Genomic DNA, 18430 nt, shown 5'->3' with positions numbered 1-18430 from the left:
TCTCCTATAAGTTGTATGCTTTTAATAATTTTTCGTGAATATTCTGAATTGCCTCCGGCTTCTCCGTCTTTGGTGCTCTCGGATCCAGCAGCCAGGTTTTGGCGTAATGGGTATCCGTTACTTTGAACATCGGAGGCTCTTCCAGTGTGTCGATTTTCAGACAGTACTGGTTACGCGGTGCGAACGGGTCTCCGATAATCTTGTTGTACAGAGACGGCGGGGTACCGGTAATCGAGAACAGCTTTGTATTCCGCTCCGCAAGCTGCGGCAGGGAAGAAAGCAGTGCCCAGGTGTACGGATGGCGCGGGTCGTAGAACAGCTCTTCTACATTCGCAAACTCGATGATCTGTCCTGCGTACAGAACGGCAACACGGTCAGCGATATTCGCTACGACACCAAGGTCGTGGGTAATAAACACGATGGTATAGTTATACTCTTTCTGAAGGTCCTTGATCAGCTTCAGGATCTGCGCCTGAATCGTAACATCCAGCGCAGTTGTCGGCTCATCGCAGATGAGGATCTTCGGACGGCAGGAAAGTGCAATCGCAATAACGATACGCTGTCTCATACCGCCGGAATACTGGAACGGATAATCATCGAAACGCTGCTCTGCGTTCGGAATACCAACCTTTTCCATCAGCTCAAGCGCCTGTGCCCTTGCTTCCACCTCGCTAACATTCTGATGCTTCATGATAACAGAAGTGATCTGTTTTCCGATTGTGATAATCGGGTTCAGGGAAGTCATCGGATCCTGGAATACGGTTGCAATTTTCTTGCCGCGGATCTGGCCCCAGTCATTCGGGTCCTGGATTTTTGCCAGGTTAATGATACAGGTTCCATGAAGCTGCTCCGGTGTCTCATCCAGATAGCGCACACGGAAAGTAGCCTGGTCAAAAACGCCGTTTCGCTTCTGCTCATCGTTCAGATCCACACCGCGCTCCATTGCAGCTTTGAATGCCTCGTGCAGCTTTTTGATCATGCGAACCTTTTTACGCAGTTTATAACGTCCGACAGAAAGATAGATCTCTTTGGCAAGAATCTCGTTTCTCTTTCTCGTCTCGTCCGTAATTTCTTTTGCTGTCAGGCCGGCGTACTCTTTTTTGTACTCTGCCATTTTTGCCTCATACGCCTGATTGTAGGCCGTATCGTTCATGGCAGCCTGTTTGTGAGCCTTGATTTTTTCCTCTTTTGCTTTCTGCAGAGCCTTAATCTCTCCATCCAGTCTGGAAATCTCCGCGGATGTCTCTTTGACTTTCGCTTTTTCTTTGGAAGTATCGAGTGTCTGCTTATAGTTGAAAAGTTCGGTTCTCTTTATTACAAGTTCCTTGATTTCAGCATCTGCTTTCTCACGCTCTTCCTCGCTCAGCGTCATTTTTTCTTCTTTTTCCTGCTCCAGATCCTTCATTTTCAGGAATACTTCTGCACCATATTCCAGCTTGGAATACTCATTCAGCTTTTCCCAGGTGGATGCGATGGTCTTTTTCGCATAAGAATTCAGCGGCACAACGGTATCGCTCAGCTCGGCATCGTTAAAAATGATATCTCCCTGATCGATGAAGCCGTTGCTGTCCAGCATTCCTGCAAACGCTTTTGTGAATACGGATTTACCGGCACCGGATTCTCCTACGATAGCAATGGACTCATTCTCGTAAATATCCAGCGTTACGCCCCGGATTGCCGTCAGGATACGGCCGCGGACACGGAATTTTACCTGTAAGTCCTTAATCGATAATAATACTTTTTTATCTTCCATGCGGCTTTCCTTCCTACATATGTGTTCTCGGGTCGGACGCATCTCCAAGGTTCTGTCCAACTACATATAATACTACGGTGATAATTGAAGCGACAACAACCGGACTCCAGAATTCGAATCCCCATCCCGGTGTCAGCATGGCACCTTCAGCCTCATAGATCAGTCTTCCCAGAGACATGTCAGAAAGTCCCATACCGATGTAAGCCAGGAACACCTCGTAAGAGATGTAGGACGGAATCTCAGTTGCCGCCAGAGTAACAATGACAGATGTCATAAACGGGAGAATATTCTTCATCGCAATGCGGAAAATCGAAGTTCCAAGACATTTTGATGCCAGATTATACTCTCTGTCACGGATGATAACGACCTGCGTACGGATAAAGTACGCGATGGCAAGCCATCCGGTAACGGTCAGTGCAAATACCATGGTCCAGAAGCTCGGAGAAAAGATAAGCACCAGGACGGAGATCAGAAGTACATACGGAATATTTCCGATGATGTTGTAAACCTCCATCATGAAGACATCAACCTTCTTCGAAAATCCCCAGACAGATCCGACAATCACACCAATCGAAAGGTTGATGAGCGCACAGATAAACGCCAGGGAAACTGAAATTCTGGAACCAAACCAGACAGCGTCAAAGGTCGACTGTCCGGAAGCACCGGATCCTAAAATCCAGTGAATATTGAATCCAAGCTGCTGCAATGCTTTGCTTGGAGACAGATGTTTTGTCGCGCCGTTCATCAGATTGGCGAAACGGTCGTACTCCACAAAGAGCGGATACACATACGTCATCAGCAGAATCACACCCAGGAGGCAAAGTACGGCAATATTGATTTTTTTCTTAAAAAATACGCGGAACACGGAATGCCAGTAGGAATATCTCGGAGCCGTAATTTTCTCAGACTCCAGAGAGCTGTTATCTACAGGAGAAAACAGTTCTTCCTCAGACAGACCGAATTTATCTAAATCATAATTCATAAGTCCCTACCTGTCTTTCGTTGAGAATGAGATTCGCGGATCCACCATGGACATCAAAACGTCGCCCAGGATGATGGAAATCACGGAGAGCACTGCGTAGAACAGTGTAACACCTACGATAACACCATTATCATATTTGCTGATTGCTTCGGTCAGCAGATTACCGGCACCAGGTACTACGTACACACGCTCGGTGATGATGGCTCCGGTCAGTGCGAACAGTACGCTCGCCGGAACACCCTGCACGATCGGAATCGCTGCGTTCTTCAAAATGTGTTTCGTAAAGATTTCTCCCTCTGTCAGTCCACCGGATCTTGCGAATTTTACGTAATCGGAGTTCATCTGGTCGATCATGTATCGACGCAGCCATTTCATCAGGTTTGCCACCTGCGGCAGTGCCAGAGAAACGATCGGCAGAATATACATCAGCTTGCTCTTCGAATCCATGTCAAAGGTGGTTGGCAGACCCATTTTTCCTCCGATTGCCTTAAACAGGAAGATATAGGCCAGTGAAGGTACTGCTATAATGAATACAATATAGATGGTTCCAAGCTGGTCAACCAGTTTGTCTTTCTTTCTCGCCATCAGAATGCCAAGCGGCACTGCGATGAGATAGGAAAGAATTACGGCAATGATACCGATCACAAAGGAATAGCCGATTTTTGATTTACCACTCTTAACTGTATCCACGTTGGTATAGTCATCTGTGAACCGATCGGAATGAACAGCGCTTGCATCCTGAGATTCGCTCATATACGTTGCGCTGTGCAGATCGTCTGCACTGTATTCCACCAGACCGCTTGGGTAGGTAATCTCCGATTTTACGTAGGATCCCTGCGCGCGGGTCATGGTCAGTGCTACATCCACACCCTCATTTACGGAATAGGACTTTCCTAAATTTATGGTGATTATATTCTGATGGAAATATGGGAATTTTGAGTCAAAGTACATCAGGTACTTGTGTGTTGTGCCATTTCCCATGATGGCCGGTGAAAATTTCTTTCCCCCATATACCGGATCGTGTAAGGTAAATGTAATCCCCCTCTTACCTTCTACCTTTGCAGCATCGTGAATGCTGTCGATGTCAATCAAACCGGAAAAATATTTTCCGAGACGTGTTGCAAGCGGAATATCCCTGTATGCAAACAGCTGCTGCTGTCCGCCGTTGGCATATTTTTTCTTACCCATCATGATCGCATCGTATCTTCTTACGGTGTAACCTTTTGCTTTATAATAAGCTGTAAATTCCTTTACATATTCAGATACCAGTTCTGAATCCTGGTCTTTCGTTCTTCCGAATGCTACTGCTTTGGATCTCGTATCCTCGTCAATTTCGCCTTTTGCTTTGAGAGCGTTCAAATAATCTGCATAGGTTACATAATCAAGATATCCGTATGTCTCCCACTTCTGATATTTGTACACCTTTTTCTGGTTATTGCTCTGATGGGAATAGGTGGTATCCTGTGCGAAAATCAGATTTCGGTCCATCAGAGAATAGATCATAGTCATAACGCATCCAACGACGATTACTACGGAAACAAGGCCATGCAACAAACGCTTAAAAAGATATTTTGTCATATTCTCTCATTCCTTAACACAATATGACAGGGGAATGGCTTTTTTTGTCCCCATCCCCCTGCCGGTTTATTCATTGGCTTTCAACTGTTCTGGTCTTTCCAATTTTACCTTTTCCAAAATTAGAAGATACCGAAACATTTGGTCATGTATCCTTCGTAGTCCGGAAGCATGGTATCCAGATAAGAGCACGGATCACCAAAGTCCGGACCCCATCCGGAGACATCATATACGTCGTAGTTTTGTTCATAACCATAGTTTACATAGTATCCTGCATAGTACCATCCATCCAGGTCTACGGCATCAACCAGATTGATCACAACTTTTCCGCCAAGGGCAGCCTCTACTGATTTCTTGTAGGAGTTTGCTTTGTTGGTGTAAACTTCTACTGCAGACGGATATGGATACTCAATCTGGATCGGGTTGCTCTCATCGATGGTGATACCGTCTTCTGCGAGCTCCTCGATTGCGGTATTCAGTTCTTCTACTGCGTTTTCCGGATTGTACCATCCATCAAAACCATCGCTGGTCTTGTTTTCGGCATCCCATACTTTGATCTTCACGCCGTCGGCGTCGATCTGTTTCTGTACGATTTCACCATAGTAGGTGCCTGCCGGGAAGGTTGTGTCGGTTCCGTTGATCTGAATGGTAGTGTCTTTTGACAGGCTTACGAAATATCCCGGGGTAAAGGTATTTCTAAGGGAAGTATACTTCAGATCCTCGCCAACCTGCTGTGCATTGTAAGCGCCACGATCTGCTGCAAAGCTGATCGCTCTTCTGAAGTGAACGTTCTGCAGTGCTTTGTTTGTTCTCTGGATTTCTTCGTCAGACTTTGTACTCTTTGCTGTTGTTCCGTCGTTGGCATTTGCAGTCGCAGTACGGTTGATATTGTAGAATCCCATGAAGGAAGTAGCGTCGGTATCTGAAACTACTGCGTACTGGTCGTACAGACCTTCGGATTTTGCTGTCTCCATAGTGGAGGTGTTCAGGTTTACATAGTCAACGGTACCTGCTTTTGCATCTGTGTACATTTTGGTAACATCAGACTGGTCATTGAACAGCCAGGTCAGGGTTTTAATGTTTACGTTGTCTTTGTTCCAGTAAGAATCGCTCAGTTTAAATACGATGGTATTTTTCGCTGTAGCGTTGGTTACCAGGTACGGTCCGCAGTATGCGATGGAGTTGGAATCTTTTCCGTACTGATAATCTGCTGCGGAAGAATCGTACTCAGCACCGAATTTACCACCCTGGGACTGATAGTAGCTTCTGCTCATCGGCATGAAGATGGTGTAGCCCAGCATGGTCATGAAGTAGCTGCATGGCTCTTCCAGTGTGTACTCTACGGTATAGTCATCAACAGCTTTTACACCAACCTCGTCGAAATCGGTAACTTCACCGCTGATGTACTGGGATACGTTTTTGATCACGCCCTGTACCAGGTATTCCAGACCGCCCTGTGCATCACACATGTGCTGCATTCCGGCCACGAAGTCATCTGCTTTTACAGTATCCACTTCACGTCCCTGGGAATCGGTCCATTTTACATCTTTACGAAGGTGGAAGGTATAGGTCAGTCCGTCATCGGATACTTCATAGGATTCTGCCAGTGCCGGCTGCAGAGTTCCCTCTACATCGTACTCCATCAGTCCGTCATAGGTATTGATGATCGCATCGGTATCTGCCGCACGGGAAGTTGCAAGTCCGTCCCATGTTACCGGATCGCTCGCATACGGCATGGAGAAGCTGTCTTTTAAGGTGTAACCTTTTCCTGCCAGATATTCTTTTACCCAGCTCTCATAGGTTCCTGTTCCTTTAAGCTCATCCCATTTTGCTCTCATTTCGTTGTAATCTTCTGCCTTGATAAAGTCAGTTGTTACAACATACTGATGATAACGGTCCTTATCGCTTCCCCAAAGTGTATAGTCCTTGGTGCGCGGAGCCATTCTGTACATCGCGTACATACCACCTCTTGAGGTGAGCGGGTACATCATGGCAGACTCCATCAGTTTTCCCTCGGCAACTGCCATCAGGGCATATCTCTCATCCACCGTTTCTGCTTCCTTTGCAGTAGCAAGTGCATCGTTGAAATCTCCCAGTGCCTCATTGTAGAGCTCTGTGCTGGTCTCGTCGTATCCTTCCGGCATTTCGGATTCCTCTGCCTCGGCTTCGCTCTCACTGCTTGCAGATGCGCTTGCATCACTTTCGGAAGATGCGCTGCTGCTTACGCTTACACTCTCATCTGCCGGATCAGAACTTCCGCTGCCGGAATTTCCGCAGGCAACCAGGCTTGCAGTCATACTCATAACAAGTAATGCGCTTACAATTTTTCTTTTCATAATTCTTCCTAACTCCTTTCATGGATTCGCGTTGTTTTTGCATCATCCGGACATTTGCCGGAACGGCTTCGCCATTCCACCGTTTTTCATTTTGGCACTTTACCACATTAAAACGAAGAGTGCAAAAAGGAGATGCGTCCAACAAGATTTGTTTTCTTCATCCCTCATGCCCGTACATTTGTCCGTTTGTCCAAAAACAACTGCGTTCATTATAACCAGAACTCTCTCTGTTTGTCAATATCCGATGCAGGAGAAAAGTGTATAAACTGCATTTAAAGTCATCAAAATCCTCTATTTTCCTCTTTTTGGGTATTGTTCTGATGCCGTTTTTCTATTTTCCTGTATTCTTCGGTTTTATAATAAAAAAAAGATTACACAAATAATTGTTTCTTTCCATTTGCGTTCTGCAGCACTGTCTTTTTGTATTTGTTTCAGATTTTGCTCCGGGAAAGAATCCTGCTGGACGAAAAAACAGACTTCTGAAAATCACATTTCTTCTTATCTAAAAGCGTCATACTGTTTTTTACTTTCGTTTTTTACTTTCGTTTCCTTCTTTTACAAAGCAAAGCCTTCCATGAAGACCGCTCACACCGAAATCACTTTCTTGTTACTGTTCACTCCGTTCTCAGTAACACGCTTCGCGATGCACAGAATTTATGCTAACCGCATAAATTCGCGCTGTATGTCTCGGGATTTTGGCATATTCATGCCAAAACGCCTCGCGGGATAGTAGCGTGTGAACAGTAACACTTTCTTACTTTTTGTCTTCGACAGTCTCCGGACTATTGACATCAAAAAAAAATCCTGCTAATATTAATTTTAATAAGGAACCAGTGCAGTACACGGAAAACAGGCACCGCACGCGGCGTCTCTGATATCCTTGTCGGATACAGCAGACGCTTTTTTGCTTTTTTGCTTTTTTGCTTTCTTGTGTATCATCACTTCTGCATCCGTATCCGCACGAAAAGAAAAAAGGAGACTTCTTTTATGTATCTTTATAATTCTGCAACCCATAAAAAAGCTGAATTCCTGACACACACACCGGGCCGTGTAGAAATGTACACCTGCGGACCTACCGTTTATCATTTTGCGCACATCGGAAACCTGCGCAGTTATATTATGGAGGATGTCCTGGAAAAGGCACTCCGCTATGAAGGCTACGACGTCAACCGTGTCATGAATATCACCGATGTCGGCCATTTAAGCTCCGATGCGGACACCGGCGAGGACAAGATGGTCAAAGGTGCAAAGCGCGAGCACAAAACAGTCATGGAAATCGCACAGTATTACACCGATGCATTCTTTGCGGATTGCAAAAAGCTGAATATCAAGCGCCCGGATGTCGTACAGCCGGCAACGGGATGCATTGACGAATATATCAAAATCATCGAAAAGCTGATGGACACCGGCTACGCTTACTTTGCCGGCGGAAATGTTTACTTTGACACCAGCCGCCTCGATCACTACTACGTATTCAACGACCACGACGAGGATGACCTCGCGGTCGGTGTGCGTGAGGGCGTAGAGGAAGATACAAACAAACGCAACAAAAATGATTTCGTTCTCTGGTTTACGAAATCCAAATTTGAGAACCAGGCCTTGAAATGGGATTCCCCGTGGGGCGTCGGTTATCCGGGATGGCACATCGAGTGCTCCGGTATCTCCATGAAATACAATGGCGAATACCTCGACCTGCACTGCGGCGGCGTAGACAATGCATTCCCGCACCACACGAACGAGATCGCACAGTCCGAAAGCTATCTTGGCCACGCCTGGTGCCCGCAGTGGTTCCATGTACATCACCTGAATACATCGACTGGAAAGATGTCGAAATCGAAAGGTGAGTTTTTAACCGTTTCTCTTCTTGAGGAAAAAGGTTATGATCCTCTCGTCTACCGTTTCTTCTGCCTCCAGTCTCATTACCGTAAGGCGCTTGTCTTCACCTGGGAAAACCTGGACAACGCCAAAATTGCCTACGACAAGCTGATCGCCCGCATCGCCGCTTTAGACCCGAAAGACGGACCGGCCGAGGAAGCTTCTATGACTGCTTTAAAAGAGAAATTCCAGAAAGCGCTCGATGCCGACCTCAACACCTCGCTTGCCATCACAACGCTGTACGATGTGTTAAAAGCAGACATGCATGATGCTGCAAAGCTGGCGCTTCTCGACAGTTTCGATCAGGTACTCGGTCTTTCCCTTCTCGCTCATGCAGATGCGAAGAGAAAAGAGGCTGCAAAGACAACTTCTGCTTCCACCGCATCCGGCTATCAGATTACCGGCGAAGGAGATCCGGAAATTGATGCTCTTGTTCTGAAACGATATGAGGCAAAAAAAGCCAAAAACTTTGCAGAAGCAGATAAAATCCGCGATGACCTGAAAGCCCAGGGCATTGAAGTTGCTGATGTACGCGGCGGAGCCGTCTGGAAACGGATCTGATCTGCACGAAAGAGGAACTCTGATTTTCTTCTTCATTTCCTACGAAGGAAACAGGGAATTTCATGTGCTGAAAGCAACAACCGACCAGTATATTACCTGTGAAAACGCGGCTGCACTTTCTATTAAACTTCTTCCAAAGAGAACTGCTCTGATGCGGCAGTTCTCTTTTTTATGCTTTTTCACCTGCTGCTTGCGGCTTCCTTCGGATGCATGGCATCGAAAAAAGACGGCATCCATTTTCCGGATACCGCCTTTTTTGTTTCTTTCGGATGGCTGTTTCTTTATTTAATAATACGAACCCTTAACACGCCGTCTACTGCTTCCAGCGCTTTTACGATCTCTTTTGTTGCTTCGCTTTCCAGATCCATCATGGTGTAAGCGTAATCGCCTTTACCTTTGTTTGTCATGTCGCTGATGTTGACACCGGCGTTACCCATAACGGTGGTAAATGCACCCAGCATACCAGGAATATTCTTATGGCAGATGGTCACACGGCCTGCTCCTGTGCATACACCCATATCACAGTTCGGGAAGTTGACGGAGTTTTTGACGTTTCCGTTCTCCAGGAAATCACGGATTTCTTTAACTGCCATGACAGCACAGTTATCTTCGGATTCTTTGGTCGATGCTCCAAGATGCGGAGTAACGATGGTTCCCTCTGCGCCGACTACCTTCGGGTTTGCAAAGTCAGTCACATATTTTTTCATTTTTCCGGCCTTTAATGCTTCCAGAACAGCATCCTCATCAACCAGGAGGTCTCTTGCATAGTTCAGAAGAACCACGCCGTCTTTCATCTCATCGATCGCTGCCTTGTTAATCATACCTTTTGTGCTGTCCATCAGCGGAACATGAATGGTGATATAATCGCAGGTACGGTAGATATCTTCCACGTTCTGGATATGATGAATGTCACGGGACAGATTCCATGCCGCATCGACAGAAATGTACGGATCGTATCCGTATACTTCCATGCCAAGATGGGTTGCTGCATTTGCTACAAGCTGACCGATCGCGCCAAGTCCGATGATACCGAGCTTCTTTCCGCTGATCTCACAGCCGGCAAATTTCTTTTTCTGTTTTTCTGCTGTCTTTGCAATGTCGCCGTCTTCTTTGTCGCTCTTCACCCACTCAATACCGCCTGCGATATCGCGGGATGCAAGCAGCATGCCGGCAAGCACCAGCTCTTTGACGCCATTTGCATTGGCTCCCGGTGTGTTGAATACAACGATACCCTGCTCTGCGCAGTCGGCAAGCGGAATGTTGTTGACACCGGCTCCTGCTCTTGCTACGGCAAGAAGACTTTTCGGCAGCTCCATACCGTGCATGGCTGCACTTCTGACGAGAACCGCATCGGCTCCCTCCAGGCTTTCACTCTGCTGATAGTTTTCATTAAAATTTACAAGGCCTACGCCTGCAATCGGATTTAAGCAATGATACTGAAACATTAGAGATTTTCCTCCTCGAACTTTTTCATGAAGGCTACGAGTGCTTCTACACCTTCTTTCGGCATTGCATTGTAGATACTTGCACGCATACCGCCGACGGTACGGTGACCTTTCAGGTTCTCAAGTCCGGCTTCTTTGGACTCTTTGACGAATTTGGCATCCAGATCTGCATTTCCGGTGATAAACGGAACGTTCATTAGAGAACGGTCTTCCGGTACAACGGTTCCTTTGAAGAGCTTGCTCTGATCCAGGAAATCATACAGCAGTTTTGCTTTTTCTTCGTTGCGCTGTTTCATGACTTCCAGTCCGCCCATTTTCTTCAGCCATTTGAACACTTTGCCGCACATGTAGATGCAGTAGCAGTTCGGCGTGTTATACAGAGAGCCTGCGTCTGCATGCGTTTTGAATTTCATCATGGTCGGTGCTCCCGGCAGGACATTGTCGGTAATCAGATCGTCACGGACAATGGAGATGACCATTCCGGCAGGTCCGATGTTTTTCTGGACACCGCCGTAGATGATGCCGTAATCGGAGACATTAACAGGTTCGGAGAGGAAACAGGAGGAGACATCTGCCACCAGGGTTTTGCCCTTGGTATTCGGCAGTTTTTTGTATTTGGTTCCGTAAATGGTGTTGTTTTCACAGATATAAACATAATCGGCATCCGGGCTGATCGGAAGATCGCTGCAGTCCGGGATGTAGGAAAATGTTTTATCCTCAGAGGAGGCAATTTTGTTTGCCTTTCCGTATTTCTGTGCTTCTGCGTATGCTTTCTTTGCCCACTGGCCCGTTACGATGTAATCAGCGACACCGTTTTTCATCAGGTTCATCGGAATCATGGAAAACTGCAGGGAGGCACCGCCCTGAAGAAACAGAACTTTGTAATTTGACGGGATTCCCATCAGGTCACGAAGATCTGCTTCTGCCTCATCGATGATGTTCTGGAATACTTTGGAACGGTGGCTCATCTCCATGACGGACATGCCGCATCCACGGTAATCCAGCATTTCCTCCTGGGCTTCTTTCAACACTTCCTCTGGCAGAACCGCCGGTCCTGCGGAAAAATTATAGACTCTGCTCATTTTTTTGTCCTCCTGTTTCTCTTACTGCTTTATATTACTTGGAAACCACCGTTTCTATACCGGTGGTTTCCATTGTAATCTTATGTATTTCCTTTACATCTTTTCTTACAAGTCTGCAATTCATATGGTAATACGGTATTGCTTTACCACGTTGAAACTATGATACCCCTTTGTCAGAAATCTGTCAATCCTTTTCTTGCTCCTTTTTTGCCAGATCCTCCGCATCGAAAACATCCTCGATCGGTGCTCCGGCCGGAACCATCGGGAATACCTTCTCATCACAGTCAATCCACACATCGATCAGCGCCGGTTTTCCGCTCTCGATTGCTGCACGGATCGCCGGACCCATCTCCTCTTTTTTTGTCACACGGATTCCCTTTACACCGAGCGCCTCGGCAACCTTCACAAAGTCTGCCTGATCCTGCAGAACCGTGTTGGAATACCGCTTTCCGTAGAACAGAGTCTGCCACTGGCGCACCATACCGAGCACGTGGTTATTGACAACAACCTCAATGACCGGAATGTTATGTCTGGAAAGGGTTGCCAGCTCGTTCATGTTCATACGGAAGCAGCCGTCTCCTGCGATGTTGATGACAACCTTGTCCGGGCGTCCCATTTTTGCACCCATCGCTGCTCCAAGCCCAAAGCCCATCGTTCCAAGACCGCCTGATGTCAGAAGCGTTCTCGGCTTCGTATAGCGGTAATACTGTGCCGCCCACATCTGGTGCTGGCCGACATCCGTTGTGATAATTGCCTGTCCGTCCGTTGCCTTATAGATCTCCTCGATCACATACGGTCCGGTAAGCCCCTCTTCATGCTTTAACGGGTATTTTTCTTTCATTTCCCTGATCTTTGCAATCCACTCATCATGGTGCATCGGCTCCAGCTTCGCATTCAGCCGTTTTAAGACCTCTTTGACGTCTCCGATGATGCTCGACTCGACAACAACATTCTTGTTGATTTCTGCCGCATCCACATCGATCTGAACGATTTTTGCGTTATTGGCAAATTTTGCGGCATTTCCGGTGACGCGGTCGGAGAATCTTGCGCCGAGCACGATCAGCAGATCGCACTTTGTCACGCCGTAGTTCGATGTTTTCGTTCCGTGCATACCGAGCATGCCGGTGTACAGCTCATCCGTTCCCGGGAACGCACCTTTTCCCATCAGGGTGTCGCAGACCGGTGCCTGGATGCGGTGTGCCAGTTCGCGCACTTCCTCGGACGAGCCGGAGATGATACTGCCGCCGCCCACGAAAATATACGGGCGTTTCGACTCCTGAATCAGGGATACGACGTGATCCAGGCCTTCTTCTGTAATTCTCTCAGTAAACGGTTCAATTTTTTCCGGAGTCTTCGGCTCATACTCATACGTTGCCGCTGTGACATCTTTTGTAATATCGACCAGAACCGGGCCCGGTCTTCCGCTCTTTGCGATCGTAAACGCACGGCGCAGCGTATCTGCAAGAACGGTGATATCTTTTACAATCACACTGTATTTTGTGATCGGCATTGCGACACCCGCAATGTCAATCTCCTGAAAGCTGTCTTTTCCAAGCAGTGCCTTTCCTACGTTGCAGGTAATCGCTACCATCGGTGTAGAATCCATGTAGGCGGTTGCAATTCCGGTGACAAGATTCGTTGCGCCCGGGCCGCTTGTAGCCATGCAGACGCCTGTTTTTCCGGTAGCACGCGCATATCCGTCTGCCGCATGCGCAGCACCCTGTTCGTGTGAGGTCAGGATATGGTGGATTTCCGGATGACGGTAAAGTTCATCATAGATATTTAAAATGGTTCCGCCCGGATAGCCGAACACGGTATCCACACCCTGCTCCTTCAGGCACTCGATAACAATCTGTGATCCAGTTAATTCCATGTCTGTATGATTCCTTCCTTATGTTTTTCGCTTTGTGTATGAAATCTGTTTATGAAATCAGCCATCCGAGAAAAAGCGCGTTCGGACGGCTGATATGATTTTATGATTTACGCGGGCAACGAGCCAAAGTCCGTGCTTGCACGAGACCTTGGCGACTGCCGCGATAACTATGAGAAACTCGCAGAGCGTGTTTCTCATAGTTTTTCTGAATTAGAACTCCAGAATAGCTCCCTTATTTGCACTGGAAACCATCTTGGCGTAGCGTTTCAGATAACCTGTGGTTACTTTCGGCTCTCTCGGAGTCCATGCAGCTTTTCTGCGTGCCAGCTCTTCGTCCGATACGACAACTTCCAGCTTATGCTCCGGAATATTGATACGGATGAGATCGCCTTCCTCAACGAGCGCGATCGGACCGCCTTCTGCTGCCTCCGGGCTGACATGACCGATGGATGCACCGCGGGATGCGCCGGAAAAACGGCCATCTGTGATCAGGGCTACGGAAGAACCAAGTCCCATACCTGCAATGGCAGAAGTCGGATTCAGCATTTCACGCATACCAGGACCACCCTTTGGTCCCTCATAGCGGATCACAACAACATCACCTGCCACGATCTTGCCGCCGCGGATTGCCTCGATGGCATCCTCCTCACAGTCGAAGACTCTGGCCGGACCTTCGTGAACCTGCATCTCCGGAACAACAGCAGAACGTTTGACAACTGCGGTATCCGGTGCCAGGTTTCCTTTCAGAACGGCGATACCGCCTGTCTTGCTGTATGGATTCTCAACCGGGCGGATGATCTCAGGATTTTTATTGACACATCCTTTGATGTTCTCTCCTACGGTCTTTCCGGTTACTGTCATACACTCTGTGTGCAGCAGATTCAGCTTGTTCAGCTCATTCATAACGGCATAAACACCGCCTGCCTCGTTCAGCTCCTCGATATAGTGGTATCCTGCCGGAGCCAGATGACAGAGGTTCGGAGTCTTCTCACTGATGGCATTTGCCATTTCCGGATTCAGTTCTACGCCCGCCTCATGCGCAATCGCCGGAAGGTGAAGCATACTGTTGGTGGAGCATCCAAGTGCCATATCAACCGTCAAAGCGTTCAGGAACGCTTCTTTTGTCATGATGTCTCTTGGACGGATATCCTGTTTTAACAGCTCCATAACCTGCATACCGGCTCTCTTTGCCAGGCGCAGACGCTCGGAGTATACCGCCGGAATCGTTCCGTTGCCTTTTAAGCCCATACCGAGAACCTCGGTCAGGCAGTTCATGCTGTTTGCGGTGTACATACCGGAGCAGGAACCGCAGGTCGGGCACGCATTGCACTCGAAATCATAGACGTCTTCCTCTGTCATGGTTCCGGCAGCGTAGGAGCCGACTGCCTCGAACATGCTCGAAAGACTTCTCTTCTCGCCTTTTACGTGGCCGGCAAGCATCGGGCCGCCGCTGACAAATACGGTCGGAACATTGACTCTTGCTGCTGCCATCAGAAGACCAGGTACGTTTTTATCACAGTTCGGGATACATACCAGGGCATCAAACTGATGTGCCATTGCCATACACTCGGTGGAATCGGCGATCAGGTCACGGGTAACGAGGGAATATTTCATTCCGATGTGTCCCATGGCGATACCGTCACAGACTGCAATGGCCGGGAATACGATTGGTGTTCCGCCTGCCATGGCAACGCCCATTTTTACAGCCTCTGTAATTTTATCCAGGTTCATGTGGCCCGGTACAATCTCATTGTAGGAGCTTACGATTCCTACGAGCGGTTTTTTCATTTCTTCTTCGGTCAGACCCAGCGCACGCATCAGAGAACGCTGTGGTGCCTGTGCGATTCCTTTTTTTACAGCATCACTTCTCATGATTTTTTCCTCTTTTCTTATCTTACAGTTTTATGCCAGTGCTTTTACCAGCAGATCTCCCATTTCGGATGTAGATACCTGGGTACATCCCTCAGACATAATGTCTACGGTCCGGTATCCGTCTTTTAAAATTTTCTGTACAGCATTTTCGACTGCCTCTGCCTCCTGATCGAGATCCAGGGAATAGCGGAGCATCATGGCTGCGGACAGAACCGTTGCAATCGGGTTTGCGATGTTCTTTCCTGCGATGTCCGGTGCAGAGCCGTGGCTTGGCTCGTACAGACCAAATTTTGTCTCTTTCAGGCTGGCGGAAGAAAGCATTCCGATCGAGCCTGCTACCATACTTGCCTCATCGGAAAGAATATCTCCGAACATGTTCTCGGTCAGAACGACGTCAAACTGGCACGGATTGTGGACGATCTGCATCGCACAGTTGTCGACCAGCATATGCTCTAAGGTAACTTCCGGGTAATCTTTTGCAACATCCTCTACCACGGATCTCCACAGACGGGAGGAATCGAGAACGTTTGCTTTATCTACGCTCGTTACTTTTTTCTTTCTCTTCATGGCGATGTCGAATGCACGGATTGCAATGCGGCGGATTTCGGTCTCGCTGTAGGTCAGCGTATCGGTTGCTTTCCGGATGCCGTTTTCTTCTACAGTGCTGCGCTCTCCAAAGTACAGGCCGCCGGTCAGTTCACGCATAATCAGCATGTCGAAGCCCTCGCCGATGATCTCTTCTTTTAACGGGCAGGCATCTTTCAATTCCTGATACAGGTAAGCCGGACGCAGGTTTGCAAACAGGCCTAACGATTTCCGGATTTTTAAGAGTCCTGCCTCCGGGCGCTTGTCCGGGCTTAATTTGTACCATGGGGATGTTTTTGCATCTCCTCCGATGGAGCCCATCAGGACAGCGTCGCATTTCTTTGCTTCTTCTATGGTTTCATCTGTCAGCGGCACGCCGTGCACATCAATGGAGGCTCCGCCCAGCAGAAGGTTGGTATATTCAAACTTATGTCCATATTTCTCGCAGACAGCGTCCAGAACTTTTTTTGCTTCCTTTACAATTTCCGGTCCGATTCCGTCACCGTGAATTAATCCAATACGGTATTCCATATTTTTCTCCCTCTTTTCTTCCGGCTGAAAAACCGTTCTATTTTCTCTGCGTCTATAGCATTTCTAAATTATACGCCATTTTTCCGGTAATTTCAACACGAAATTTCTTTGCATCGGACGAAACGCAATAATCTTTTTGCTTTTTTGCCATTTAAAAGAAAAATACGCGGCATTTTTCCCCGTTTTCGCCGTGTTCCGCCGAAGAAGTTTCGGGGGCGAAAAAAACGCAGGCATTCGTTCTTTTTGAATACCTGCGTTTTTCCTGGCTTTTCGCCGTGTGAAATTATTTTTTCTTTTCTGTTTTCTCTTCAACGACTGCTGTCTCCGGTTTTTCAACCTCTGTGATGGCTGTTTTGCGCATCGGGATACGGCAGTTTTTGTTGTTTCCGAACTCTACGATGACATCGTCGTCTGTGATATCGATGACTACGCCGTAGAAACCGCTTGTTGTGATGACTGCATCGCCGACTGCGAGGTCATTCAGCATTGCCTGCAGTTTTTTCTGCTCTTTCTTCTGCGGGCGGATCATTAAGAAATACATCATACCGAACATGATGACCAGCCACATAATTAACATACCAGTGCTCATCACACCGCTGTTTGCTGCTGTTGTTGTTGCTAAAAACATTTTCTTTCCTCCTGTTATTCGAGAGTACATCCCGTTCTTTAGACACACCTATCATAATACACAATCCGGAACCGATGGGCAAGTCTTTTTCGGATATTTTCCAAAGATTTCATACTTTCCCGATTACTTTTTGTCGTATTCCTCAAATCCTGCGAGTTTTGCCCGTTTGTAGGAAGCAAAATTGCCCTCGTCCAGCGCGGTCCGGATTTCTGTCATCATATTGTTATAGAAATACAGGTTGTGCAGAACACAGAGCCGCATGCCGAGCATCTCTTTTGCTTTCAGCAGATGACGGATGTAGGCTCTGCTGTAGTGACGGCACGCCGGGCACTGGCAGCCTTCCTCGATCGGACGCGGATCCAGCTCGTATTTCTGATTGAACAGGTTCATTTTTCCATGGTTTGTGTAAACGTGGCCGTGGCGTCCGTTCCGGCTCGGATATACGCAGTCGAAGAAATCGATGCCGCGCTCTACGCCTTCCAGAATGTTTGCCGGCGTTCCAACGCCCATCAGATACGTCGGTTTGTCTTTCGGCAGGTACGGAACGACTTCGTCGAGAATATGGTACATCTCCTCGTGGCTCTCTCCTACTGCCAGACCGCCGACTGCATAGCCATCGAGATTCATCTCGGAAATCCGTTTTGCATGGTCAATGCGGATATCCTCATAAATCGCACCCTGGTTGATTCCGAACAGAAGCTGATGTTTGTTGATCGTGTCTTCCCGCTGGTTCAGCTCCTGCATCTTATTTTTGCATCGCTGCAGCCATCTCGCCGTGCGGTCGACAGAATTCTGCACATAACGGCGCTCTGCCACACTCGACGGGCACTCGTCGAAAGCCATCGCGATGGTTGAAGCCAGGTTGGACTGGATCTGCATACTCTCCTCCGGTCCCATAAAGATCTTTCTTCCATCTACGTGCGAGTGGAAATAGACACCCTCCTCCTTGATTTTCCGAAGGCCTGCCAGAGAAAACACCTGGAATCCGCCGGAATCGGTCAGGATCGGTTTGTCCCAGACCATGAATTTGTGGAGTCCGCCCATCTTCTTTACGACTTCATCTCCCGGGCGCACATGGAGGTGATACGTATTGGAAAGTTCTACCTGCGTGCCGATCTGCTGGAGATCTTCGGTGGAAACAGCTCCCTTGATTGCTGCTGCAGTTCCGACATTCATGAATACCGGCGTTTCGATATTGCCGTGCACGGTTTCCATATGGGCGCGCTTCGCTCTTCCTTCCATTTTCAGAATTTTATACATAACGCTTTTCATCCTTTCTCAATGATCCCTGCCTCCTGTTTTCATGCAGGGCATACTATTTTTAGTATACAG

At 47.8% G+C, this 18430-nt stretch carries 12 protein-coding genes; 1 reads left to right on the top strand and 11 read right to left on the bottom strand.

Annotated features, from left to right (window positions below; genetic code table 11):
• Positions 1-4 precede the first annotated feature (4 nt).
• The 4 genes from oppD to DWW13_RS02910 all read right to left on the bottom strand — a co-directional run bounded on the left by oppD (position 5) and on the right by DWW13_RS02910 (position 6646).
• Entirely contained in the window at positions 5-1753 is a 1749-nt protein-coding gene (gene oppD / locus DWW13_RS19830; RefSeq protein ID WP_118719147.1) for an oligopeptide ABC transporter ATP-binding protein OppD, read from the bottom strand.
• A 13-nt stretch (positions 1754-1766) separates the two neighbouring features.
• Positions 1767-2735 (bottom strand): ABC transporter permease, encoded by a 969-nt coding sequence (locus tag DWW13_RS02920; protein ID WP_022461048.1) that lies wholly within the window; start codon positions 2733-2735, stop codon positions 1767-1769.
• A gap of 6 nt (positions 2736-2741) precedes the next feature.
• Complete coding sequence (locus DWW13_RS02915) at positions 2742-4313, bottom strand: ABC transporter permease (RefSeq protein ID WP_022461047.1); 1572 nt, start codon at positions 4311-4313, stop codon at positions 2742-2744.
• A 119-nt stretch (positions 4314-4432) separates the two neighbouring features.
• Positions 4433-6646 carry an ABC transporter substrate-binding protein gene (locus DWW13_RS02910; protein ID WP_118719145.1) on the bottom strand — a complete coding sequence of 738 codons (2214 nt, stop codon included), beginning with the start codon at positions 6644-6646 and terminating at the stop codon, positions 4433-4435.
• Between the two features lie 987 nt (positions 6647-7633).
• Here DWW13_RS02910 and cysS point away from each other — a divergent pair.
• Entirely contained in the window at positions 7634-9082 is a 1449-nt protein-coding gene (gene cysS, locus DWW13_RS02900) for a cysteine--tRNA ligase (protein ID WP_118719141.1), read from the top strand.
• A gap of 281 nt (positions 9083-9363) precedes the next feature.
• Here the strand turns inward: cysS and DWW13_RS02890 are convergent, their stop codons facing one another.
• The 7 genes from DWW13_RS02890 to tgt form a co-directional block, all read right to left on the bottom strand.
• Positions 9364-10527: a phosphoglycerate dehydrogenase gene (locus DWW13_RS02890; RefSeq protein WP_118719139.1), complete on the bottom strand. Its 1164-nt coding sequence runs from the start codon at positions 10525-10527 to the stop codon at positions 9364-9366.
• Positions 10527-11609 (bottom strand): 3-phosphoserine/phosphohydroxythreonine transaminase, encoded by a 1083-nt coding sequence (gene serC, locus DWW13_RS02885; RefSeq protein ID WP_117509194.1) that lies wholly within the window; start codon positions 11607-11609, stop codon positions 10527-10529. Before serC ends, DWW13_RS02890 begins: the two co-directional genes overlap by 1 nt.
• Positions 11610-11793: 184 nt before the next feature.
• Positions 11794-13482 carry a biosynthetic-type acetolactate synthase large subunit gene (gene ilvB / locus DWW13_RS02880; RefSeq protein ID WP_117509195.1) on the bottom strand — a complete coding sequence of 563 codons (1689 nt, stop codon included), beginning with the start codon at positions 13480-13482 and terminating at the stop codon, positions 11794-11796.
• Between the two features lie 210 nt (positions 13483-13692).
• Entirely contained in the window at positions 13693-15354 is a 1662-nt protein-coding gene (gene ilvD, locus DWW13_RS02875) for a dihydroxy-acid dehydratase (RefSeq protein WP_055228625.1), read from the bottom strand.
• Between the two features lie 30 nt (positions 15355-15384).
• On the bottom strand, positions 15385-16470 hold the full coding sequence (gene leuB / locus DWW13_RS02870) for a 3-isopropylmalate dehydrogenase (protein WP_117509196.1): 1086 nt from the start codon (positions 16468-16470) through the stop codon (positions 15385-15387).
• Between the two features lie 283 nt (positions 16471-16753).
• Positions 16754-17098, bottom strand: a complete 345-nt coding sequence (gene yajC, locus DWW13_RS02860) for a preprotein translocase subunit YajC (RefSeq protein WP_117509198.1) — start codon at positions 17096-17098, stop codon at positions 16754-16756.
• Between the two features lie 123 nt (positions 17099-17221).
• Entirely contained in the window at positions 17222-18358 is a 1137-nt protein-coding gene (gene tgt / locus DWW13_RS02855; protein ID WP_117509419.1) for a tRNA guanosine(34) transglycosylase Tgt, read from the bottom strand.
• Positions 18359-18430: the final 72 nt, after the last annotated feature.

This window comes from Blautia sp. AF14-40, assembly GCF_003479665.1.
Lineage (GTDB): Bacteria > Bacillota > Clostridia > Lachnospirales > Lachnospiraceae > Fusicatenibacter > Fusicatenibacter saccharivorans.
Note: the sequence above shows the minus strand (reverse complement) of the source record. Positions and strands in the feature narration are given on the sequence as shown.